Genomic DNA, 24,076 nt, shown 5'->3' with positions numbered 1-24,076 from the left:
TGAAATGAACCTGATTGACAAATATGTTGCCGAAGTCGGCAAACACCTGCCGCTCCTCAAAGGGCGCGAGGATGTGGAAAAGGAATTGAAATCCACACTGGAGGATATGCTCGAAGATAAAGCGGAACAGGCTGGGCGTCCGCGTGATGAAGCGATGGAGATCGAACTACTGAAAGAATACGGCTCGCCGCAGGAGATCGCATCCAGTTACAACGCGCATCCGTATTTGATCGGTCCGCGCATGTTCCCGTTCTTTCTGATGGTATTGAAGATCGTGGTCACGGTTGTGGTCGTCGTCATGCTTGCGATCGGTTGGGTAAAAGCAGTGACGGCTTATCCTCTCCTTGCGGCAGATTTCATGCAAATCATTTTTCAGGGATTTGGGAACGCGTTTTCAGCCGCCATCGCGGCATTCGGGAACGTCGCGTTCGTCTTCGCCATCCTCGAACGCGTTTTGCCTGAAAAAGAGATCGGCGATTTCTCCGATGACAAAAATTGGGATCCAGCATCGCTCGCAAAACAACCTGACCCCGATCTGGTGAAGCGCGGCGACTTGATCGCAGAGGTTGCGTTCACGGCGCTTGGGCTGGCATTCTTGAACGGACTGTTCAACCTGCCCGTATTTACAGAAGAATTTTCGAAATTCATCCCATGGATCAACGCGGTATTCCTCGCCGAGATCATTCTTGATGTGTACCTACTCTTCCTTGCAAAATGGAACATGCTGAGTCGAATTACCAAAGTGATCATCGAAGCCGTTGGGATTGCGGTCACCGTCGCGCTCATCCGCACGCCTGACCTCACCTTCTTTTCGAATGAGTCGCTGTTGAACTTCATAAAGATTTCTGAAGAGGCTGGCAAAGTTATCACTGCCGCCAACTACACCACGTGGATCGTCCTGATCGTTGTCCTCATCATTCAGGGGATTGAACTGGCAAAAGCCTTGTATGGATTGTTGAGGATAAACTACAAGACAAAGTAACTGATGTTGAGTCACAGGGACTGTTACAGTCCGATTGGCGCATCGTGGACGAAGCGCGTCCGCGCCGCTATTACGTGATCAGCGCGCAAGGCAAGGCGGTGCTGAGCAAACTCAAAAAGGAATGGTCTGCCATGACGGCGACCATGACCCAGATGTTGTCGTAAGAAGGAGAATGAAATGAACTTAATTGATCGATATATCGCGGAAGTCGGCAGACATTTGCCAGAAAAAGATCGCTCGGACATTGAAGCGGAAATACGTTCGATGGTGGATGACATGCTCGACGAGCGTGGAGCATCGGCAAACTCAGCCAATGAGAAGGTCATCACGCAGACGCTCGAACAACTCGGCGACCCAAAATTGCTCGCCTATAAATATTCGCCAGCCAAACGCTTCCTGATCGGACCCGATTGGTATGACCTGTACCTGACGACTCTCAAACGTGTGCTTTCTACGGCGCTTCCCATTGTTGCAATGGTTTCCTTCGTTCTAGTGTTTTCAAAAGACCCTCTGGATTTCGGTGGGGCAATCGAGCGGGCAATAGGGTCTGTGTTCGACGTGGGAACGGGAATACTTTTTTGGGTCTCTGTCGCTTTTATCATCGTGGAACACTCGAATGCCAAACCCGAAGAGATGAGCACACCCAAAGCCAAAGCATGGACGGTTGCCCAACTGCCGAAGGCGCCCGCAACACGCCAGATCAGTGTGAGCGAGGTGTTGACGAACATTGTGTTCTATAGCCTGTTCCTCGCATGGATCGTCCTGCCTCCCTTCACGGCATGGCTACGTGGCGATGAAGGATTTGTGCCCGTCTTTCATCCTAACTTGTGGAACGTCTGGTTCCCGATCTTCGCAGTGATCGCATTTCTGACCTACATGATCGAGTTCTTCAAACTGAAGATCGGCAACTGGACGACCGCGCTGACCGTGAGCAACGTACTTCTGTGCATAGGCACGATCGTCTTCATTGTAGCGTTGGTAACAACCCAGGAAATCTTTAGTCCCGCATTTCTGGCAACATTCGCTGAAAACGCGCCAACCGAGGAATTGCGTAATGTGGCAGTATCAGCAAAATGGACGGTCAACATCAGCGCCGCGATCGTCATTGGCATCTGCATCTGGGATATGGCTGACTCTGTGATCAAGTGGAGACGTTTGGCGAAGTAAGCAAAGAACTCCGAGATGGTCAACATCTCGGAGTTCTTTTTAAGCCGCTGTGATACCGCCATCCACAGGCAAAGCGACGCCCGTGATGAAACTCGCCTCGTCGCTGGCGAGGAACAAAATTGCGTTTGCCACTTCATCTGCCCGCGCAATCCTGCCAAGCGGATGTTTCTCCGCCCACACACGCTTCGCCTCTTCCACATCGCCAAACTTTTTCCACGCGTCGTGGATCATGTCGGTATCCACACTGCCGGGGCACACGGCATTGACGCGCACGCCCTCGCGCGCATGATCGAGCGCCAACGTGCGAGTCAGGTTGACGAGCGCGGCTTTCGACGCCGCGTACGCCGCCGTGTTGGCGAACCCAACCAACCCGACGTATGAAGCGACGTTGACCACACATCCCTTCCGCTCGCGCAGAATCGGCATCGCATGTTTGCACATCAGAAACGCGCCCTTCACATTCACATCGAACGTCGCGTCCCATTCCTCTTCGCTCGTTTGTTCAACGGTTCGATTGCGAAAAATAATTCCCGCGCAATTGATCAGCGCATCCAGCCCGCCTTGAGCGTGAACAACTTCCTCAATAACGCGCTGACAATCTTCGGCATTGGATACATCGCCTTTGATGAATTTCGCCTTCGGGATGCGCCTCGCTTCTTCCTCCCCTTTCGCCTGGTCGCGCGCCATCAACATGACTCGCGCCCCCTGCCCCGCGAACAAACGCGCCGCCGCAAGACCGATGCCGCGATTGCCGCCCGTGATCAAAACCGTTTTATTTTCAAAGCGCATGAGGACTCCTCATTCGGCATTATACTTCCCTCATGCGACAGACTCGCGTTCGTGGACGAATCGTGGAAGGCTACCGCGTCGCTTCCGGACCTTCGGCTGACTACCCCTATGGAGCCTTGAGCCGCCAGCGACCTTTGTTCGCCGCGCGCGGACTCGACCTCAGCAATTATTTCAACGGCACGCTCAACATTGACATTAGCCCGCACACGTTCAAACTTGTCCGACCCGAATTCACTTTTTACAACGTCAAATGGACGGACCTGCATCCGCCCGAACATTTTTCGTTTTCGCGTTGCAAAGTTATCTTCAAAGAAGTGGAATACGACGGCTGGGTGTATTATCCGCATCCCGAAACGAAATTGCGCCACTTTCAGAATCCATCCCTGCTTGAAGTGATTGCGGAAGAGATCAAAGACATTCAATACGGCGAAAAAGTAGAAGTATCAATGAACCCGCAAGAAATTTCAATTGAGAGTTGACCCTGATGAATCGCAAAAACCTTTTTCCCGTTTTGCTTTTTCTCCTTCTGCTTGCCTGCCAGATGCCGAATGTTGCGGGCTTGCCTTTTTCTCCAACGTCCACACCCACCGCGACCCTCACGCCAACGCTGACCGCGACTCCCACCCTCACTGCAACCCCAACAGAGACCTCCACGCCGACGATCACGCCCACGCCTGTGCCTCTCGCCCGCCGCGTGTTGATCTTATCCATTGACGGACTGCGCCCTGACCTGATCTCACTCGCGCCGATGCGGAATGTGCAAACATTGATGCAGATGGGCGCGTATACCTTATCCGCGCAAACCGTGTACCCAAGCGTGACGCTGGTCTCCCATTCATCCATGTTGACCGGTTTATGTCCATCCAAACACGGCGTAGACTGGAACGACTATATCCCCGAAAAAGGAATTGCGCAGGGCGCCGACTTATTCGACATCGCGCATGCGGCAGGCTTTCAAACTGTGATGCACGCGGGCAAGGAAAAATTACAACAAGTGACCGACGCTTCAAGCCTTGACATCTTCACCTACGTCAATGACCGCGACCTGGTCGTTGCAAAACGGTTGATTGCCGACTTCCCTGAAAATTTTGGCGTGCTGTTCGTTCACTTCCCGCTGGTGGATGGCATGGGGCACGCATACGGCTGGCTTTCGTCTCAACAGATCAGCGTCGCTTTCCGCGCGGACGAGGCATTAGGGTTGATTCTTGCCGAATTAGACGCGAAAGGCTTGCGCGGCGAAACGCTGATCATCGTCACCGCCGATCATGGCGGGCATGATACAACGCACGGCTACTCGCTTCCCGAAGATATGACCATCCCGTGGATCGCGTCGGGGGCGGGTATCCAGCCCAAACCGTTGACGACGCGCGTTCACACGATGGATACTGCCGCCACAGCCGCGTTCGCCCTCGGGTTGCCGATTCCCGCCGAATGGGATGGAGTTCCCGTGTATGAAGCGTTCGGCTTGCCCGTCGTCAAAGAATCGACACAGTGCAAGTGATTCTAAAACCGCAAGTGTTTGACCTCTTCCCCGTTGTTGATCAATTCCTTGAGCGAGTCGATTCCGATGCGCAAGTGCATATCCATATATTTCTGCGTAACTTTTTTGTCGCTCTTTGCGGTCTTCACGCCGCTGGAGATCATGGGCTGATCGGAAACCAACAGTAAGGCTCCCGCCGGAATCTTATTGTAAAAGCCCGCAACGAAGAGCGTGGCTGTTTCCATATCAATCGCCATCGCGCGGATGCGGCGCAGATATTTTTTGAATTCCTCGTCATGTTCCCAGACGCGCCGGTTGGTCGTGTAAACGGTGCCGGTCCAATAATCGCGCGCATTGTTGCGGACCGTCGCTGAAACGGCTTTTTGAAGATTGAAGGCAGGCAAGGCTGGGACCTCGGGCGGGAAATAATCGTTCGAGGCGCCCTCTCCGCGAATCGCCGCAATAGGCAGGATCAGGTCTCCGACCTTGCTCTTTTTCTTGAGTCCGCCGCACTTGCCGAGGAACAGACAGGCTTGCGGCTTGACCGCGCCTAACAGATCCATAATGGTGGCGGCGTTGGCGCTTCCCATCCCAAAGTTGATGAGCGTTATGCCTTCCGCTGTGACCGTGGGCATGGGCTTGCCCTCGCCGCGGATGGGAACGTTGAACCAATCCGAAAACATGTGCAAATACGTTTCGAAGTTGACCAGCAAGATATGTTCGCCGAAATCCTTAAGCGCCGTATCGGTATAACGCGGAAGCCAGTTGCGCACGATCTCTTCTTTTGTTTTCATGGGGACTCCAAATCCTGAAACGCGATTTGCGCTCAATCTTACCTGAAATTAAGTTCTGCGAATTCTGTGGGTTAGCCACAGAATTCGCAGAGGTTTTTGAGCTTTTCTCTCAGAGGACCCGGTGATCTCTGTGGCGAAGAAAATTTAACCCATAGGGCTTACGCAGTTGAACCTGTTGCGCCGTAGTTGCACTGCGGCGGCGGCAGTCCAACTGCCCGCCAACTGCGTAAGTCCTGACCCATTATTTTAGCCACCCCCGTATTCACAAATGTCGCATAGAACAGTATGGAACGAACTCACGACTCCGATGAGAAAAGGCTCATTCAAATCGTCGTGAAATCGTTTGGGTGACGTAGGGCAGACGCCAAGCATAGTTTACAGGCTGATGATACAGTTAGGTTCTCTTCTCCTCCTTTTGATACTGAAAGAGCCGGGCTTGGAGCCCCCGGCTCTTTCAGTTTAAGTCTGTGGGCTCGGCGGCGCCAATGTACGGTAGCGAGATCAGAATAAAAAGCCTCTTACCTTGATTAATAGTAAAATAGTCGAAAACAATGTCGTTGTGACGCGCTTGTGTCTTTAATATTCGCCTTACGCAGAATGTCCCGAAAGTTTTCGTGAATCAAGGTCGGTTTTTACTCAACCTTCGGGACAGCGCGTAACATCAGCTTAATATTTTGACTGCTTCGACTCACAATGACATATATTAGGAGATTTCTATGGCAGAAAATTTCGATGTGATCGTCATCGGCGCGGGGCCGGCGGGATACGTTGCCGCCATTCGCGCCGCGCAACTTAAGCAGAAGGTTGCAATTGTAGATAAGCAGTGGCTTGGCGGCGTGTGTTTGAATGTCGGTTGCATCCCGTCCAAGTCATTGTTGAAGAATGCGGAAGTGGCGCATACCCTGCGCGAACGCGGCAAGGATTTCGGCTTCTCCTTCGATAATTTGAAACTCGATTACGGCGTGGCTCTCAAACGCTCGCGTTCGAATTCCGACCGTCTTGTGAAGGGCGTTGGCTTTCTGATGCGAAAGAACGCCATTACCGTTTTTATGGGGGAAGCAAAGATCAAATCAAAAGATACATTGGCTGTGACCGATGCCGACAAAAAAATAACGGAGTTGAAGGCAAAGAACATCATCGTTGCCACCGGCGCGAGCGCGGCTGTCCCTCCTGTGTGGAAAGTGGACGGCGAGAAGGTCGTCACCTATAAGGAAGCCATCTTGCAAGAGAAACTTCCCAAGTCGGTGGTCATCATCGGGTCGGGCGCGATCGGCGTTGAATTTGCAACCGTGTGGAGCGCGTACGGCGTGGAAGTCACAATCGTGGAAATGTTGCCGCGCCTCGTTCCGCTCGAAGATGAGGAAGTCTCGAAAGAATTGAAAAAGGAATTCGAGAAGCGCGGCATTAAGTGCCTCGTTGGGCATAAAGTCGAATCGGTGGAGGCGACGAAAGCGGGCGTGAAAGTAAAAGTCAGCGCGGAGGGTAAGGAAACTATTCTCGAAGCGGATCAGGCTTTGGCGGCGATCGGGTTCCGCCCCAATTCCAAGGGATTCGGGCTTGAAGATATAAACGTCAAGATCAGCGAGCGCGGCTTTGTCGAAGTCAATGAAAAGATGCAAACGAATGTGCCGGGCATTTGGGCGATCGGCGATGTGACCGGCAAACTCATGCTGGCGCACGTCGGTTCGGCGATGGGAATCATCTGCGCCGAAAATATCGCCGGCGCTGAAACGACCACGCTCGATTATGAAATGATGCCGCGCGCCACTTATTGTCATCCACAGGTCGCCTCGTTCGGACTCACCGAAGCGCAGGCAAAAGAACGCGGCTACAATATCAAGATCGGGCGGTTTCCGTTTCAAGCGAACGGCAAAGCGTTGGGACTCGGCGACTACGCTGGCTGGGTGAAGATCGTTGTAGATGAAAAATACGGCGAAATTTTAGGCGCGCACATGATCGGTCCCGAAGTGACCGAGTTACTCCCCGAACTCACGCTCGCCCACCTGATGGAGTTGACGCCGCGCGAGATCGCGCGTAACGTCCACGCCCACCCTTCGTTAAGCGAAGCGCTGATGGAAGCCGCGCACGGCGCGGAGGGAAGTCCGATACATATTTAAGAGAGTAGAAAGATAGAGAATCGGGACTTACGCAGTTGGCGGGCAGTTGTACTGCCGCCGCCGCAGTGCAACTACGGCGCAACAGGTTCAACTGCGTATGTCCTAAGAAAATTGTTGAAGAGAAGCCTCCGAGGGTATGAAACTCGGAGGCTTTTGCGCGGTGTAGTATGTGTTGCGGCTATCTTGTCTTTGCCAGGGGAATTTGCACAAAGAACGCGCTACCCGGCAATTTTTCTTCATCGTGACCGGGGCTTTCCACCCAAATTTTCCCATGATGCGCTTTGACGATGCCCGCCGCGATGGCGAGACCCAAGCCGGGTCCGCCGCCTTTGAATTTAGTGCGGCCCGAGGAGTGCAACTCCACATCGCCGAGTTGATAAAGTTTCTCGAACACCATCTTGTGATCGGCGGGGTCGATGCCGATGCCGGTATCGTGGACGCGGATCTCGCACACCTCCCCGGCGCCCTCGGCGTGGGTCACCTTCGCGCTGACGGTGATGGTGCCACCGTCGGGAGTGAACTTGATGGCGTTGACGATCACGTTGTCCAGCGCTTTTTGCAGGAGTTCGCTGTCTGCCATAAGCGGGGGAACGGCTGAGATGGACGGATCAAGCTCCAATGTGAGTTGACGCGTTTGCAGGTCGGCGGAGTAATCCTTTTGGACGAGTCGCATGATGGGGCCGAGCGACGTTTCATCGAGGTGAGGATTCAACACTTGGTTCTCCAACCGCGCCACGTCCAACATGCTGTTAACCACCTGGTGGAGTCGTTCGCTCCCTTGCAGCACTCCGTCTACGGCTTGAGAGAGTTCGGCGCTGGTTTTTACGGCGGACGAGGCTTTGACCATGCCCATGTAGCCTTTGATAACCGTAAGCGGCGTGCGCAGTTCATGCGCGGCAACGTTGATGAAATCGCTTTTGTTCTTGTCGAGTTTTTTGAGCGTATCGTGCGCCACACCCAGCTCGTTCACGCGCAATTCCACCATGCGCTCCATCATTTCGTTGAAGCGCGTCACCTCATCGAAGAGTTTGGCGTTTTCCAGGGCGATGGAGGCTTGTAGGGCAAAGGTGCTGGCAAGCAGAACGTCGTCGGGGTTGAACGCGGACGGTTCAGCGCGCGTCAGCGTCAACATGCCGACGAATTTCTTTTTCGATTGCAGGGGCACGCTGAGCACCGAGCGGTCGGGCGGGAGCCATTCCGATTGCCCCCAGCCGCGCGTTTGTTGAATATCGTTGACCAGCATCGGGTCGGTTTGTTTGGCAACGAAGTGCAGGATGTTCGTGCCGTTGATGTTGTAATTCAATTCATCGATGGGCGCGTTTTGAGGAAAGCCGCGATGCGCGACAAGTTCCATGCCGTTCACCGCCTCGAGGAACAACGCGCAACGGTCATGCGGCACTATGTTGGATAACTGCTCCACGATCTGCGCCGGCACCTCGTCTACTTTGCCCAGCGAGGAGATCTGTCGCATGGCTTTCGTCAGCGCTTCGGCTCCGCGACGCCGGGCTTGTTCGCTGGAGTACAGTTTCGCGTTCTCGGCGGCGGTCTGTTCGGACCATTCTTTGGCGATGGACAGTTCGACGGCGCGGTCCTTTGATTCTTTGAGCAGGCGTTCCACCTCGTGTTGCGCCTGTTCCTTTTGTTGCGCGAGCATCACGCGCAAGAGCGCGCTGCTGACGAGATTGCGCACGCGAACGTACACTTCCCAATCGCGCGGACCCATCTCTGCCCACATGAACCCGAAGCGGTTCCGCGCCAGCGAAAGCGGCATGATGACCGCTGTGTAGCGCCGTCCTTGCGGGGTTTTTCCGCGCGGCACCAGTTGACCGGTGCCCACAAAGGTGCGCTGGGAGGGCACCTCGAACTTTGCGCCTTCATATTGGAAAAGCAAATTGTAATTTTCAGGCGGGGCGGAGGAAGCCAGGTGCGGCGCAGTGGTTGAATCGCTGAAGAACATCACGTACCAGCGTTCGATGCCCATTTCGGGAAAGCGTTCCTCGATTGCCGCCCCCAGCCGATCCATGGACATGACCGGCGCCATCGAAAAACTGAAGCCCTGTAGAATGTGCTCCTGTTGTTCGAGCATCAAGCGGCGGTAGGCTTGCGCGCGCTGTGAAAGTTCGCCCACGAGCAGGCGCGCCTGCTGGAACATATTCTCGGCGAGTAACATGGTGTTATGTTCTTTGATGCCGCCCAGCGCGTACCGCCTCATCACGGAGATCACGCCGTGCCAGATATTTGCGGGAAGATCGCGCTTTTCCATCAACTCCACCATGGCGTTGATGGCTTTGAGGAAATCATCCCCGTTGGTATTCTCGCGCAAGGCGGAGAGGAGGGCATCCCAGGCGAGGCTGAGCGAATCGCGGAATGATGCGTGCGACGCATCGTTTTCCGCGACGCCGGCGGAAGTCAACAAGGCTCGCAGGGCGGCTTCGCGTTTGTTTTCCAGCCGTCCCGTCTTTGCCACTTCGCGCGGAGCGACCGCCGCCTGTTTAACGTTTTCCGGAAGACATCCGCACGACCAGCGGATCAGCAATTGGGTTGGGGTGACCGTTACTTTCTGGATGGTGTTGCCGTCGATACGATTGATCAACGCTTCGAATGCCTGCCTGCCCGCCGTATAAAACGATTGCCGCACGGTAGTCAGTGAAACCCCGGTGCTTTGCGCCTCGCGCAGGTCGTCGAAGCCAGCCACAGCGATCTCATCGGGCACGCGGATTCCGCGTTGTTGCAAAATTTCGAGCGCGCCGAATGCCATGCGGTCGTTTGCCGCTACCAGCGCTTCGAATTGGGCTTTACGCTCATCGAGCAAGACCTGAATCCCCTCGCGCCCGCCGTCGGTGGAGTAATCGCCGTCCACCACCAGGCGTTCGTCGAAGCGGATGCCGCGCGCTTTGAGTTCTTCCTTGTACGCCTCGAAACGTTGTTCCGCGTCGATCTGCCCGCGGATGCCGCGCAGGAAAGCGATACGTTTGTACCCGTGTTCCTCGACCAGGTGGCGCACCAGCGAACGCATCCCTTCCGTATTATCGGGGATGAACATGGAGGCGTTGTCCAGACTGACCGATTGCGTGACAAGCGGCAATTCCCCGAACATCTCTCGGAAAATTTTCAAGTCTTCCGCGCTTACGCCGAACGCGGTATCCGCGGTCACGATCAAGCCATCCAATTGTTCGGTATGGGCAAGATCGTAAAATCCGAATGAGGGTTTGGGCTGGACGAATAACTTGAGCGTGCCGCCAACGAAATACAAAATATTGACATCATTTTCTTCGCCGGCGTCCGCGATACCCGCGAGGAATTCCGCCCCCCAGGCGCGGCCGACTTGGGAGACGAAGACACCGATCGTTTTACGTTTCGCGGATGTTGGCATATGAAATAGGATCGCCGTAGGCTGGGGGAAAGTATATCGCTTCACCCGCCGCCCAACTTGATTCGGCGCTTTACAATTTTCTCAGGTGGAGGCGCCCAACGGGAGGCGCATCTGCCATTGCGAGAGGGTCTCGCGCTCGAAGCAGGCGCGCTCGAACACTACCGCTAGTTCCTCCGGGCAGATCGCCGGCACATGCCAGGTCTTGCCTGGGTGATTGGCAATCACCTGTTTCAACAGAAGAGAGCCATGACGGTTTCCGCGCGCCTCGGGTTTCACCAGCACGGACCAGATCACCACGTGATTAGCATCCGGGTTTGAAAGCACAATGAAAGCGGATCCATGATGGAATGCGCGCGCGGGCGGAGTGATCTGGGCGATGGTCTCGCCGGAGAGTTGCCACGGCAGGTTGGGCAGACCAAATTGCGAGATCAAGGCTCCCGCATCACGAACGTCAATCTCCCGCAGCGCGGCGTCTTCGAGTTCCACCGCCTCGCGCCGGATCAAACCGATCAAGCGTCTTATGATCTGAAACCCAAATTTTTCGTAGAGATGGACGGCCGGATCGTTTTGCTCGATCACCTCAAGCGTCATTTCGTGGTCGCCGCGTTCGCGCGCTTCGCGGATCAATTTTTCCATGAGCCATGAGCCGGCGCCTCTGTTGCGCGATTCGATGACAATGCCCATCGCCGCGAGCCGGCTCGTCCAGCCGCGCCGCGCGATTAACGCCACGCCTTGCGGTTTGTTGTCCGCGAACAGAACGCGGCTGGCGGTCAGGTCGATGCTGTCTTTGCGGACCATGTCGATGAACTGCGACAGGCTGAGATGGATGGGAACAGGGTATTCTTCAAAGCCGCGATTCAGCGTCTGGAGGAGATCAGGCAGAGGCAGGTCTGAAGCGGGCTGGAGGTCGAAATCCATGCGATAAATTTTACCCGCATCCCATGTATAATCCGCCAGTCCAATGTGGTCAATTTCATGACAGACTACGGGGCTTAGCCGTTTTCGACGGCATGAGAGCCATCGAGCGCAAAGTTCAAAGAGGACAATTTCATGACAGACTTTAAACGCATTGCATCAAAGATCACCTTCACGCTCTTCATCGCGCAAAGTTTTGCGTCGGCAGGATTCATCGCCGCGGCGGCGATCAACCCCATCCTCGGCGCGAAACTTGCCGCAGACCGTTCGTGGGCAACCCTGCCGACCGCCGCCTATTTGTTGAGCGGCGCGTTATCGGCTTCGGCATGGGGCGTCATCATGGATCGCATCGGTCGGCGCAACGGGATCGTGTCCGGTTTGCTCATCGGCATTCTGGGAAATGTTCTGGTGTTGTTCGCCATCCAACATGCTTCCTTCCTGCTGGTCATCCTCGGTTTGATGATGATGGGCGCGACCAACTCGGCGGTGCAGTTAGGCCGCTTTGCCGCGGCGGAAGTGAACCCGCCGGACCGGCGCGGACGGGCGATCTCGATGGTGGTACTGGGCGGCGTGATCGGGACGATCCTGGCGCGCGTCTCCGCCGTGCCGATGAGCGGGTTCGTCGTTTCGCTTGGCATGGATGAACTCGCCGGCGCCTATGCCACCACGTTGATCTTGTTCGCCATCGCCGCCGTTCTTGTGTTCATCGGCTTGCGCCCCGATCCGCGCGATGTGGGCAAAGAAGTGGCGAAGCAATATCCATCCGAGATTCCGCACGGTGAAGCGCGACCCATTTTGGAGACTCTGCGCCAACCCGCGGCGATCACCGCCGTCACTGCGATGATGCTGGGGCAGGTGGTGATGGTGGCGATCATGGTCATCACCTCGTTACACATGGAAGACCATAACCATAACCGCGCCGACATTTACTCCGTTATTTCGGCGCACACGTTTGGCATGTACGCGCCTTCGATCATTTCAGGCTGGCTGTTGGATAGGATCGGGCGCGGCAGGATGATCTTGATCGGCGCGTTGACTCTTTTGCTATCCTGCATCACCGCCCCACTCTCACCGGATGTGTTGCCGTTGGGCATTTCGTTATTTTTGTTAGGCTTGGGATGGAATTTCTGTTTCGTTGGCGGCTCGACGTTGCTTTCCGATCAACTCTCGCCGGTGGAGCGTTCGCGCGCGCAAGGCACAAACGATTTCCTCGTCGGGCTTGCTTCGGCGATCATCAGTCTCTCCAGCGGATTCATCTTCGACGCTTCGAGTTACACAATGATGGCGGTCATCGCGGGGTTCTTGTCTCTCGTGCCGTTGTTCATGGCGTTATCGTATATGAGGGGCAGCGGGGTGATGAGTAAACAGGTAAATACGTAGACAGGTAAACAAGTAGACAGGTAAACACGTAAACAAGAAGATACGTGGATATTAAAAAGGAAACAGGCACACAAGGAAATTCTTCTTTCCTGTGTGCCTGTTTACGTATCTCTTGTGTACTTTTACTTCCGAATCATCGTCAACAACATCTTGAAGCGCGTCAACGCTTTCACCGCATGAGGTTCACCGGCGGGCATGATGATCGCGTCGCCCGTTTTCAAGTGGAACGGCTTGCCCGAGATTTTGATCTCGGTTTCGCCGTCCAACACATGCGCGAGCGCGTCGTATGGCGCGGTGTGTTCGCTCAACTCTTGCTCTTTGTCGAAAGCGAACAACGTGACGTTACCCGCATCCGCTTTGGTGATCTGGCGGCTGACCACAGAACCGTCGTTATAAGCGACCAGATCAGCCATGTGAAGGATTTCAGATTTTGGAGCAGTAGCCATTGTTTCTCCATTCAAGTTAGGCAGGTAAACCTCTTGTATCCGTATTTACGTGTCTACTTGTCTACGTGAACCTGTTGCGCCGTAGTTGCACTGCGGCGGCGGCAGTACAACTGCCCGCCAACTGCGTAAGTTCTGTTTACGTGTCTACTTGTCTACGTGTTTACTTTTACTTGATTTCGACCTGATACGCCGCGGAGAGTCTTGTATAGCGCGTCGTGCCGGTCACGATGAGGATCGCCTCTTCGCCGGGTTTCAGCGAAAGCGGGAATTCAGCCGTCTGGTCGGCGTTGACCGGGATTTGAGTCACAGTGGTCGTATCGCCTTTGACGATGAGAGACAGGCGGAACGTCTGCGGGAGAACGTTTTCGACACGCGCGAATCCTTCGGCGACCCAGCCGCCGTCGTCCGCTTCAAAATCGGACGTGTAGCCTGCCGCGTCCACTCGAACGTCGTCCAACAGGAAGCCTTCGCCGTTGACCGCCGCGTCGGTGATGTACTCGAATCGGATCTGCACTTTCTTGCCGGCGAACTGCGAAAGGTCAACATCCTCTTGCTGCCAATCGCCGGTCTGACCGTTGTAGCCGCAACCGTACGAATTGCCGGAGGGGTCTTCGTTCGTGCAGGACGGCGTGGTGAGGATCTGCCACGTCTGCCCATCGGTGGAGGCTTCAACGAAGAGATAATCGTAATCGGTCTCGAGGTCGTACCACATCGAATACGAGAACGTGATCGGCGCGCTGACATTAGTGAAATCAAACTCGCGCGTGAGGGTCATATCCGATTCGTCGCCCTTGTTCGACCAGAACGCGTATTTGCCGGAGTGCGCGTCGGCGGGTAGGAGTTTTGCCACGGTCGAGCCGCTGAACTTCAAGATGTGATCTCCCTCGCAGTTGATCGTGAAATAGTCGATGCCGTACTGGTTGACCGACCCGCTGGTGGATTGCGGGCACGAATCAATGGATTGCGATACGGAGATGTTCGGCGCATCGGGATAGTTTCCGTAGTGATAGCGCCCATCGCCAACCGATTCATTCTGGAGCCACATGGTCGCCGCCCAATCCATGAACACATCGTCGGCAGTGACGACCTTCCCGGTTTGCGGGTCGGTGATGTTGAGGTCGGCGAGAGTCTGGTCGATGCTGGCGAGTCCGTTTTCGGGGTGCTTCACCATTTCTTTTGTCGCATCCTCCCCAAACCGATCAAGGAAGTAGGCAAGGTAGAGGAAGGATTGCCCATAATGAGGTCCGTTCGAGCCGGGGTCGGGCGACCAGTCGGTCAGGTTAAGGTCGGGATCGGTAATGTAGTAATAGTCAAAGTAAATGGGATAAGCGTTCAACAGCTCGGCGACCATCGCGAAACCTTCGTTGATCCATGAGGCTTCATTGCGGTCGGTGTTGAAGTGGATCATGTGCTGGAATTCGTGCGCAAGCGTGCCGTAGGTGTCTTCCGCGCCTAAATCCATGTTGTCGGCATTGAAGAAGAACATCTCGTGCCCGTTCGAAAATTCCTTGACGAGGGGGTTGTATTCATCGGGCGTGGAGAAATATCCCGCGTTCGAGGCGCCGGTGCCGCGCACGTACAGAATGTAGATGCGGGGGTCATTATCAATGCCTGGGTTTGGCTCACTGCCGAAGAATTCGCGGTTGGTCGGGTACATCTGATTCTCGAAGGTATCGCCGAGTCGCTTCAAGTCGCTTTCATCGTATTTCACGCCATTCTCGATCCAGAAATAGATATGGTCGCCAACGTACCGCAAGGTGGCTTTGGCTTGGAAATTTTCCACCGTATCCACATTTGTCACCCAGAACGTTTCTTGATCGCCTAGTTTGTATTGCTTACCGGGGACAGTGGTAGGCACATTGCAGATATTTTGCAAACGACACGCCAGTTCGTAGGGATCATTCTCCGGCACGAGCGTATCTGCCAGCGTTTCAACGGTCTCGGTAGAGATCTCGTCGGTGGTTGGGCGTTCGATCTCCGGTGTGGGCAATGGGGTTTCAAAGACATCAATGGGCGGCGGAAAATCGGTAGGGATATTCTGCGCCGCTTGATAGACCAAATAGCCCGCCGCGGCAATGACGACGCACGCGCAACAAAGCAGAATGGCAACAATGCCCCCGACGATCTTTGTCGTGTTGTTCGACGATTGATTGTTGTTTAATTCCATGAAAGTTTTCTCCTTTTAAGTTCCCTGCATCTTACCGTGAATCTGTGAATTTGACATTAGGAACTCTTTCCTCCCTCAATAAAAAGTTGTGGGAGCAATTGAACTGCTCCCGCAACTTTTAGTTTCTTCCGATCTTTATTATTCCTTTACGAGCATTTTGGCGAGTTGCGATTGGCAGTTACAATGCTCCCATCGAGTTCCCATGTTAAGCTATCATCAAACAGGATACTGAACCAATCGCTAACTCGACCGGGCGCAAAAACTTCAGGCTGCCCAATTCGGAAATTTGGGGCTGGCTCAAATTTATTTTGATAGTTATCAGAATCTAATACAACTACAAATGAATTGGGATTCTCATAGCCGAAGCGTGCTGTATATGTTCCATCGAGGTTTTCGGCGACACATTCGAGAATTGGAGTGATTTTATCCTGTGAGGGACCCTCAAACTGCAAAGTGTAACGATGCTTTTCGCTATATGAACCATCCAAGCTCCATATTCTGACCAAATAATCGCCGCTTGGAGCATTCGATATTGTGACTCGCTTGCTATCCGTTCCTAATGAGTTATTTTCTTCGACAATCGCACCCAACTGGTTGCTGTCTACAAGTATGACTCTTATTCCATAGTTTCCTGTTTGCGAGATCACAGATACTGTAATAGTGCCCGGCACACTAGAGTAGTAATGGAACCAATCGTAATCGTCTGGTTTGCTAATGGAAGAGTCCAAAGGTATGTTTACAGGTTGATAGTCGAGGGCATCAATAGGCAAATCGGGCGCATCTTCTGATTGCGGCGATATGACTGTTTCGGCTGACGTGGAGGTAGGCGCAATTGAGACTTCTTCCTCGAGAGAATCCACGAAACTTAAACTAGGCACATCAAAGTAGAATGTTTGACCTTGTTCTGAATTCAAAATTATTTTCTCCCCTCTTGCTCCGCCAACACTTAGCTCACCGGCTTGAAGTGGACTTTGTAATATTAACCTGTCTTGATATTGTTTGTGGTGAGGCACAATTTGCACCCACAATATACCTTGAGATGGAGATGCCGTTAGAAAGCCAGGCCAGATTGTAATGAAAGAATCAAATGTCCATTCCTCCCATGCAAGATCGCTTAATTCATATTTTCCCACTTCCTCACCATGTAAAATAACCGGAGGCTCGATTGACCTAAGCATACCATTCCCCATTAAAACGCCATCGAGTTTTGTTTCGATGATCGATTCGGAACTGGGTCTTTCTGGGAATATCGGGTACATTTTTTGAAGGTCAATTGCTGGTGGCGAGGATTGAATCGCTGGGTTGAACAATGGATTTGTATCTTCTTGCAAGAGAAGTTGGGGTGTAGGCGCTATCTCAGTGAGAATGTCAGGAGGCACTACAGTCGGAGTGACATCTTCCAAGAGATGAATATCACCTGCATTAATGCGAGTAACAATCAGAGTAAAGGCAAGAAAAAGAAGCAAGCCTATTGAGATTAAGACACTAAACGGTTTTTTGTTCATAACCACAAAGATGTGCGGCAGTTGAACTGCCGCCACATCGCGTTTTATGCCTCCGCGTGCTGTTTGCTTTTCTTCTTCACTGGCTCAGCCGTGTGGAAGATAATCTTCTCGCTCTTCTCGTCCACATCCACCGTCACAGCCGCGCCGTCTTTGAACTTGTTGCCGAGCAACTCCATCGAAAGCGGACTCTCCACATTCTTTTGGATCGCGCGTCGCAACGGGCGGGCGCCGAACGCGGGATCGTAACCTTCCTTTGCGAGCCACTTGCGCGCCGCGTCGGTGAGTTGCACAGTGATGTTGTGTTCGTTCAAGCGGTCTTGCACTTCTTTCATTTGCAGGATGACGATCTCTTCCATTTGTTCGAGAGTCAGCGGCGAGAACATGATGATCTCGTCGATGCGGTTCAAGAACTCAGGACGGAACGCGCCTTTCAACGCTTTCTCGATCTTGTCGTGCTGGTCGCGTTCCTCGTCGGTGGCTTTGGATTGTAAAAAGCCGAGGGTGCCGCCTTTTCTCACGTATTCGGTACCCAGATTCGAGGTCATGATGAGAACCGTGTTGCGGAAGTCCACCACATTGCCTTGACCATCCGTCAGACGCCCGTCATCCAAAATTTGTAACAGCGCGTTCCACACTTCGGGATGCGCCTTCTCGATCTCATCGAACAAGACGACTCGATACGGGCGGCGGCGGACGGCTTCGGTGAGTTGACCGCCTTCCTCATAGCCGACGTATCCAGGCGGCGCGCCGAAGAGTCGACTCACGGTGTGCTGTTCGCGATACTCCGACATGTCAATGCGCACGAGCGCTTCTTCATCGTCGAACATGAACCACGCGAGGGCTTTGGCGAGTTCCGTTTTGCCGACACCCGATGGCCCGATGAAGATGAACGAACCGATCGGGCGCGACGGGTCTTTGAGTCCGCTTCGCGCGCGGCGGATCGCGTCGGAGATGGCGTGGATGGCTTCCTCCTGCCCGATGATGCGCTCATGCAATCGCGCTTCCATGTGCAGAAGTTTTTGCGATTCGGTTTCGAGCATTTGCGTGACGGGAATGCCCGTCCATTGATGCACCACGCTGGCGATGTCGTCCACATCCACCACTTCATCAAGCTGGTGTTCCGATTCCCACTTATCGCGCTTCTCTTGATACTCTTCTTCGATTCGCAATCGCTCCGATTTTTTCTGCGCGGCGCGTTCGTAATCGCGGTTCAAGCCAGACTGTTCCTCTTCGGCTTGCAATTTTTCGATTTCAGTCTTTTGCGCCTTAAGATCGGGCGGCATCGAATACAAAGCCACGCGCAATTTCGCGGCGGCTTCATCCATCAGGTCAATGGCTTTATCGGGCAGTTTTCGATCGGTCACGTAGCGGTCTGCCAAACGAGCCGCGGCAACCAACGCATCATCCGCAAAGCGGACTTTGTGATGCGCTTCGTAACGATCGCGCAAACCTTGAAGCATTTTGATCGTATCGTCCACGCTCGGCTCCTCCACATAGATCGGAGCGAAGCGGCGTTCGAGCGCGGCGTCTTTTTCGATGTACTTATGATATTCATCCAACGTCGTCGCGCCGATGGCTTGCAATTCGCCACGCGAAAGCGCGGGCTTGAGCATGTTAGACGCGTCCATCGCGCCTTGAGCCGCGCCCGCGCCGACGACCGTGTGCAGTTCGTCGATCATCATGATGATGTCGCCCTGCGCGCGCTGGACTTCCTCCATCACGGCTTTGAGTCGCTCTTCAAACTCGCCTCTAAATCGGGACCCTGCGATCATTGCGCCCAAGTCGAGCGCCACCACCCTTTTGCCGCTCAAAATCTCCGGCACATCGTTGTTCGCGATCTTCTGCGCGAGACCTTCCACGATGGCGGTCTTGCCCACGCCCGCTTCGCCGATCAACACGGGGTTGTTCTTCGTGCGGCGTGAAAGGATTTGAATAAGTCGCAAAATTTCATTATCGCGTCCGATGACGGGATCGAGTTTGCCTTCACGCGCCAATTGCGTGAGGTCGCGCGAGTATTTGTCCAATGTGCGATAGCGCGTCTCAGCCTGCGGGTCGGTGACGCGTTGTCCGCCGCGCAAATCCTGCACTGCGGCGTAGACGCGGTCGCGCGTGAGTCCCGCCGATTCCAAGATCCGCGCGGCGGGTGTGTTGCGCTCCGTCAGAATGGCGAGGAAGATATGTTCGGTGGAAATGTATTCGTCTTTGAGTCGGTTCGCTTCCTCGTTCGCAAGATCAATGATCCGCTTGACGCGCGGCGTGATAAAAATTTGTCCCGCGCCGCCGCCGAAGATGTTGGCTTTCGGGCTGGCGCGCAACGTCGCGTCGAGTCTCTCGGTCAACGCTTCGGGGCTGACGCTAAGTTTTTCTAAAATTTGGGGAATCACCCCGCCGGGCTGTTCGATCAACGCCAGCAGGATGTGTTCAGTATCAATTTGATTATGCCCATAGCGCTGGATGATCTCCGCGGCGCGTTGGGCGGCTTCTTGGGCTCTCTCGGTAAATCGGTCAAATCGCATCATGGGGTTTGTTCCTCCCGTAGTAACGACTTAAGTCGTTACTACGATATGCGGCGCATTATAACAAACACCGCATCGGCGGTCTGTCAATGCGGCGTAAGAGGAACGTTGGAATTCATGAAGTTATCTCCTCCTTGCATTGCAACAACGGTACTATAATTCCATGCATGACCACGATCACCCTCCCGGTCAAAGCCAAAGACCATCCGCACATGCGGCCGCTCAATATGTTGCGCGACCTCTCGAAGGTGGCAGACTTGATCGAGTTGTGCTTCTCGAGCGCGATGGACAACGATGGTCAGCGCTACGTGGACGATATGAGGAAAGCGGGCAGGGACGAAGGCTTTTTACGCTGGGCAAACCATGTGGCAGAGACCACCTCCATGCCGTTGATGGGTTACGTGTGGGAAGAGAATGACCGCATCGTAGGCAACGCCAGCCTCATCCCCTTCCGCGACAAGGGCAAACGCATTCATCTCATTGCCAACGTGGCGACGCATCCCGATCATCGCCGCCACGGCATTGCGCGCGCGCTCACCGAACGCGTGATGCGTCAAGCCCGCGAAAAAAATACCACCGCCCTCTGGCTTCACGTGCGCGAAGACAATCCCGGCGCGGTCAAACTGTACGAAGATTTGGGATTCCACGAAATCACCCGCCGAACCGCATGGACGGCGAACCCCGACTCAGCCCTCCTCGCAATCGATTCGGATGTTCGCATTGTTCCTCGGCGCGCCGATTTCTGGATTCAACAACAAAGCTGGCTTCGCCGCGTCTACCCCGACGTGATTGCCTGGTACCACCATTGGAGTTTCAACTCCCTTCGACCGGGTTTTTGGGCGTGGCTCTCCAACCTGTTCACGGATAGCGAGATCGCGCAATGGGCGGCGATACAAAACGGGGAATTGGCCGCAACGCTCTCGTCCGCTCCGCATGGGAGGCGGTCGGCTTCCCTGATTCTTGCCTCCGCTGGCGAATCAACCGCAAGGGAGGCGGAGGCGGTGAAGTCCCTGCTCATCCACGCCCGGCGGGCTCTGCGATATCACTCGTCCCTTTTACTCGATTTTCCCGGCGGCGAGTTGACCGACGCCATCGCCTCCGCAGGCTTCAAACCCCGCCGCACGTTAATTTGGATGCGCGCGGATGCAACCCGTCTGTGACTCTCTCGTATAAGAATTTGAAAAGAGGAGCGACTATGACAAAATTTATTGTGCGACTTTGCGTCAACGCGATCGCCCTGTACCTGGCGGCATTGCTTCTGCCGGGCATCGCGCTAAACGGCGAACCCATTTCCATTCTGTGGCTCGCGCTGATCTTTGGCTTGGTCAATGCGTTGTTTAGACCGTTGCTCAAGTTCCTCACCTGTCCGCTCATCATCCTCACGCTGGGACTGTTCACCTTGGTGATCAATACCTTCCTGTTCTGGCTCACAAGCGTGATCGGGCAATCGTTCGGCATCATGCTGTCGATCAGCGACCCCGTTTGGTGGAACGCCTTTCTCGGCGGGTTGGTGGTCAGCGTGGTGAGCGTGGTATTGACGTTGATCCTGAAGGATGAGTTGAAGGGTAAAAAAGCATAGTTCGCGCGAGACTCAAAAAAAACTCCGGGCGACCAGCCCGGAGTTTTTCGTTTAAATTGCTGCGTGTGGCGCGGATATCGGGGGCATACCCCTGCTCGCAAGGTGAACCTTGCGTCACTTACGCGCTCATCCGTAAAAAGGCGCGACAGCCTTCAATATCTCGCGGAATAGATTCAGGTTGTTCAACATCAATCCCGTTAAGAAGATCAAGAGAATGAATTGCGCCCATTTCTTTTCTGACAATCCCTCGTATGATATGCCGAAGAAAAACACAAGCGCGTACGTCCAATCCGGGGAGTAGAGCATGAAGTCGTCGCCGTAGTTCATGTGCAAGGTAAAGTTGAATAGCAGGTTGAGCAACAATGCCATTGACAAGGCAAACGCCTTGGGTGAGTTATAAAATTTTTGCAGAAAAAACCATCCCGCTGGCGCAAGCATGATCAGCCAGGCAAACACGAGCGCCCTGCCAAAACCCGCATAGGAACTGATGTGATAGGTCCCGCCCTTGTCGAAATAATAGACCATCGAGCACGGAAAGTTACAGCCGGTCTCCTCCAGCAAGATCAACGGCTGGGGCGCCACGAGGCTGAACATCAACATCGACCGCGCCAGCGCGTTGGCGCGTCCGCTCACGCTGTGGGGTTGCGCCTTGAAGAGGTCGAAGCGGTAATTTTCTTCTTGAGAATATGAGGAGGGGAGATAGAACGGGTCGCTGGATGGATAGAGCGCGTCTTGAACGAACGCGAGAGATACGGCAAGAAGCAGAACGATCAGAACATAATGGACGATGGCTTTGATCCGCGGGGTTGAGACGAAAAAAAGAATGCACGTTTGGATAAAATTCGTCATGGTGATGCCAAAGGATAGAAGCCCGGCAGGCGCAAGACGCGCCGGCGTTTTTTCTTCCCGTTGGAGCAAAAGCAAAAAGACGATCAATGCCGCCGCCGAAAACATGTACGACTCGAGAAAGACGCTCAGGATCAGATGCGAATTCGACAGGCCGAGCAAGCCCGCGATCAAAAGGGCGTAGGTTGAGTTGCTTGTCCGTTGGTTGAAGAATTTCCATGCGAGAAAGATGCACGCCCCGCCCAGCATCGAATTGAACAGGAGCGCCGCGTAGAATGTGTTGCCGTTTAGGACCAACGAAAACAGCCAGACTGGCGGACGAAAGATGAGAAAGGCGAGAGGGTGAACGGGCCGCATGACCGTCACATCATCCAAATTGGCTGTCAGGCGGTTCATCCAGTCTCCGGGGTCGGTGTCAAAGTAATTATCCGAGTATATAAATTCAGGATGACTGAATGTGGTTGCCAGGGCGAATGTGGCGGCGGCGATGGCTGACGCAAGAAATAAACCCGGCAGATTTTGAGACAACCATGCCGCAAAACGCGACTCGCGCCAACGACTCTCGCCTTGCTTTTGAAAGAGAAAAACCATCCCCGCCTTGGCGGCAATGGTCAAACCCAAAAACGCGGGGATGCGGCTTGGCTCAAGAAAAAAGAGTTCGCGCAAAAATAATTGTGGATAGTGAGACAGGAGTTGCATGGTGAGACCCAGGAAGACCACGCCCGCCGCCAACGCCAGCAGTCCAATCATCTCCTGCACCTTCCACAGAGCGACCATGCGCGCTTTGACGAGTTCAAAAAAATAGGCGCAGAGGATGTTGAGAAGAATTGTTAGCAGAATGAACCCCCAGAGCGATGGATAAAAGTGATGGAAAAAGCCTGCGGCAAAAAACGAAACGATCCCGCCTAACAATAAAGTTGCGACCTCCCAGCCTCTTATGCCGATCTTCATCAGGAAAAATTTTCGCGCGCCGAATCCATCAGCCCCGGCAACCCGCCGGCTGATTTTGCCGTTCGCGCCGCGCGGAGGATCGCCTCTGCCATCGCCTCGGCGGCGAACGCGCCAATCATGGAGACATCCGCTTGCTTTGTTCCCGTAGATAATGCAAAGATCGTGTCGCCGTCGAGCATGGTGTGCGCGGGTCGGATGGCTCGCGCGAGACCATCGTGCGCCATTTGCGCCACTTTGGTAGCCTGCGCTTTGGTCAAGCTTGCATTCGTCGCCACAACGCCGATGACCGTGTTGCCGCGCGATGCGAAACCGAGGATGCCGCGACCGATGGTTGTTTTCATCATTGCGAGCGTGTCGGCAAATGGATGCGTTTTCCCCACACGCAAGGGACCAACCCTGCCCGAACGAAGCCCCGCGATGATTTGCCCGGTGCGCGGATCGATCACATCGCCAATCGCGTTGACAGCGACCAGCGCGCCGACGATCACGCCCCCTCCCACGTGGAGGCTGGCTGTGCCCACCCCGGCTTTCATCGCCAGTGACGCGCCGAACATCTTGCCAACCGACGCGCCCGCGCCGACCCCGACGTTTCCCTCCGCAGGAGCGGCGGACGAGGCTCGGGATGCGGCGAGGTATCCCATGGCCGAATCGGGCCGAACGTCGGCGCGACCGAGGTTCAAGTCGTAGAGAATCGCCGCAGGGACGATGGGCACTTTCGCCGCGCCGGTGTTGAATCCGATTTTCTTTTCCTCGAGATATTTCATCACGCCGCTTGCCGCGTCGAGACCGAATGCCGAGCCGCCAGCCAATACAATGGCGTGAACTTTTTGCACGAGATTCATTGGATTCAATAGATCGGTTTCGCGCGTGCCGGGTCCGCCGCCGCGCACGTCCACGCCCGCCACCGCGCCTTTGCGGCAGAGGATGGCTGTGCACCCGGTGAGCGCGTCATCATCCTGCGCGTGCCCTACCTCGATGCCGCGCGCGTCGGTGATGGCGTTGTTGAGTTTCATTCTCGGATATGGAAAAAGTTTAGCCACAGAGCGCGTAGAGTTCTCTGAGTTTTTCT

19 protein-coding genes are annotated in these 24,076 nt (G+C 54.5%); 9 read left to right on the top strand and 10 right to left on the bottom strand.

Annotation, left to right across the window (positions count from 1 at the left end; translation table 11 throughout):
• The first annotated feature begins 4 nt into the window (after positions 1-4).
• Genes IPM31_04360 through IPM31_04350 form a run of 3 tightly spaced genes read left to right on the top strand, consistent with a single transcriptional unit; the run spans position 5 to position 2,149 of the window.
• Positions 5-982: a hypothetical protein gene (locus tag IPM31_04360; GenBank protein MBK9006208.1), complete on the top strand. Its 978-nt coding sequence runs from the start codon at positions 5-7 to the stop codon at positions 980-982.
• Positions 952-1,146 (top strand): PadR family transcriptional regulator, encoded by a 195-nt coding sequence (locus IPM31_04355; protein ID MBK9006207.1) that lies wholly within the window; start codon positions 952-954, stop codon positions 1,144-1,146. The genes IPM31_04360 and IPM31_04355 overlap by 31 nt, the downstream gene beginning before the upstream one ends.
• Before the next feature lie 13 nt (positions 1,147-1,159).
• Complete coding sequence (locus tag IPM31_04350; GenBank protein ID MBK9006206.1) at positions 1,160-2,149, top strand: hypothetical protein; 990 nt, start codon at positions 1,160-1,162, stop codon at positions 2,147-2,149.
• Between the two features lie 39 nt (positions 2,150-2,188).
• On the opposite strand, the gene IPM31_04345 is transcribed toward IPM31_04350, so the two are convergent.
• Positions 2,189-2,938 (bottom strand): SDR family oxidoreductase, encoded by a 750-nt coding sequence (locus IPM31_04345; protein ID MBK9006205.1) that lies wholly within the window; start codon positions 2,936-2,938, stop codon positions 2,189-2,191.
• 32 nt (positions 2,939-2,970) lie between these two features.
• On the opposite strand from IPM31_04345, the gene IPM31_04340 reads away from it, so the two are divergent.
• Both IPM31_04340 and IPM31_04335 read left to right on the top strand, forming a co-directional pair.
• The gene (locus IPM31_04340) at positions 2,971-3,417 is read left to right on the top strand and encodes a hypothetical protein (GenBank protein ID MBK9006204.1); all 447 of its coding nucleotides are present in this window, start codon (positions 2,971-2,973) and stop codon (positions 3,415-3,417) included.
• A gap of 5 nt (positions 3,418-3,422) precedes the next feature.
• The gene (locus tag IPM31_04335; GenBank protein ID MBK9006203.1) at positions 3,423-4,439 is read left to right on the top strand and encodes an alkaline phosphatase family protein; all 1,017 of its coding nucleotides are present in this window, start codon (positions 3,423-3,425) and stop codon (positions 4,437-4,439) included.
• Positions 4,440-4,441: 2 nt separating this feature from the next.
• Here the strand turns inward: IPM31_04335 and IPM31_04330 are convergent, their stop codons facing one another.
• A complete protein-coding gene (locus IPM31_04330; GenBank protein MBK9006202.1) occupies positions 4,442-5,212 on the bottom strand; it encodes an AMP nucleosidase in 771 nt (256 codons plus the stop codon).
• Between the two features lie 716 nt (positions 5,213-5,928).
• Here IPM31_04330 and lpdA point away from each other — a divergent pair.
• Complete coding sequence (gene lpdA / locus IPM31_04325; GenBank protein ID MBK9006201.1) at positions 5,929-7,329, top strand: dihydrolipoyl dehydrogenase; 1,401 nt, start codon at positions 5,929-5,931, stop codon at positions 7,327-7,329.
• A gap of 178 nt (positions 7,330-7,507) precedes the next feature.
• Here the strand turns inward: lpdA and IPM31_04320 are convergent, their stop codons facing one another.
• Positions 7,508-10,702, bottom strand: coding sequence for a substrate-binding domain-containing protein (locus IPM31_04320; protein ID MBK9006200.1), 3,195 nt, complete (start codon positions 10,700-10,702; stop codon positions 7,508-7,510).
• 81 nt (positions 10,703-10,783) lie between these two features.
• Positions 10,784-11,620 carry a GNAT family N-acetyltransferase gene (locus IPM31_04315; protein ID MBK9006199.1) on the bottom strand — a complete coding sequence of 279 codons (837 nt, stop codon included), beginning with the start codon at positions 11,618-11,620 and terminating at the stop codon, positions 10,784-10,786.
• A gap of 132 nt (positions 11,621-11,752) precedes the next feature.
• On the opposite strand from IPM31_04315, the gene IPM31_04310 reads away from it, so the two are divergent.
• A complete protein-coding gene (locus IPM31_04310) occupies positions 11,753-12,997 on the top strand; it encodes an MFS transporter (protein ID MBK9006198.1) in 1,245 nt (414 codons plus the stop codon).
• Between the two features lie 122 nt (positions 12,998-13,119).
• On the opposite strand, the gene IPM31_04305 is transcribed toward IPM31_04310, so the two are convergent.
• From IPM31_04305 to IPM31_04290, 4 genes are all read right to left on the bottom strand, one after another.
• Complete coding sequence (locus IPM31_04305) at positions 13,120-13,443, bottom strand: cupin domain-containing protein (protein ID MBK9006197.1); 324 nt, start codon at positions 13,441-13,443, stop codon at positions 13,120-13,122.
• Positions 13,444-13,609: 166 nt separating this feature from the next.
• Positions 13,610-15,610, bottom strand: a complete 2,001-nt coding sequence (locus tag IPM31_04300) for an immune inhibitor A (GenBank protein ID MBK9006196.1) — start codon at positions 15,608-15,610, stop codon at positions 13,610-13,612.
• A gap of 146 nt (positions 15,611-15,756) precedes the next feature.
• Positions 15,757-17,115 carry a hypothetical protein gene (locus IPM31_04295; protein ID MBK9006195.1) on the bottom strand — a complete coding sequence of 453 codons (1,359 nt, stop codon included), beginning with the start codon at positions 17,113-17,115 and terminating at the stop codon, positions 15,757-15,759.
• Between the two features lie 44 nt (positions 17,116-17,159).
• A complete protein-coding gene (locus tag IPM31_04290; GenBank protein ID MBK9006194.1) occupies positions 17,160-19,631 on the bottom strand; it encodes an AAA family ATPase in 2,472 nt (823 codons plus the stop codon).
• 167 nt (positions 19,632-19,798) lie between these two features.
• On the opposite strand from IPM31_04290, the gene IPM31_04285 reads away from it, so the two are divergent.
• Both IPM31_04285 and IPM31_04280 read left to right on the top strand, forming a co-directional pair.
• Positions 19,799-20,791, top strand: a complete 993-nt coding sequence (locus IPM31_04285) for a GNAT family N-acetyltransferase (protein ID MBK9006193.1) — start codon at positions 19,799-19,801, stop codon at positions 20,789-20,791.
• Positions 20,792-20,826: 35 nt separating this feature from the next.
• Complete coding sequence (locus IPM31_04280; GenBank protein MBK9006192.1) at positions 20,827-21,210, top strand: phage holin family protein; 384 nt, start codon at positions 20,827-20,829, stop codon at positions 21,208-21,210.
• A gap of 126 nt (positions 21,211-21,336) precedes the next feature.
• On the opposite strand, the gene IPM31_04275 is transcribed toward IPM31_04280, so the two are convergent.
• Both IPM31_04275 and IPM31_04270 read right to left on the bottom strand, forming a co-directional pair.
• Entirely contained in the window at positions 21,337-23,007 is a 1,671-nt protein-coding gene (locus IPM31_04275; protein MBK9006191.1) for a hypothetical protein, read from the bottom strand.
• The gene (locus IPM31_04270) at positions 23,007-24,020 is read right to left on the bottom strand and encodes a P1 family peptidase (GenBank protein ID MBK9006190.1); all 1,014 of its coding nucleotides are present in this window, start codon (positions 24,018-24,020) and stop codon (positions 23,007-23,009) included. The genes IPM31_04275 and IPM31_04270 overlap by 1 nt, the downstream gene beginning before the upstream one ends.
• Positions 24,021-24,076: the final 56 nt, after the last annotated feature.

It is taken from the genome of Candidatus Defluviilinea gracilis (assembly GCA_016716235.1).
GTDB classification, from domain to species: Bacteria; Chloroflexota; Anaerolineae; order Anaerolineales; family Villigracilaceae; genus Defluviilinea; species Defluviilinea gracilis.
This window is presented reverse-complemented; position numbering and strand designations above follow the sequence as displayed.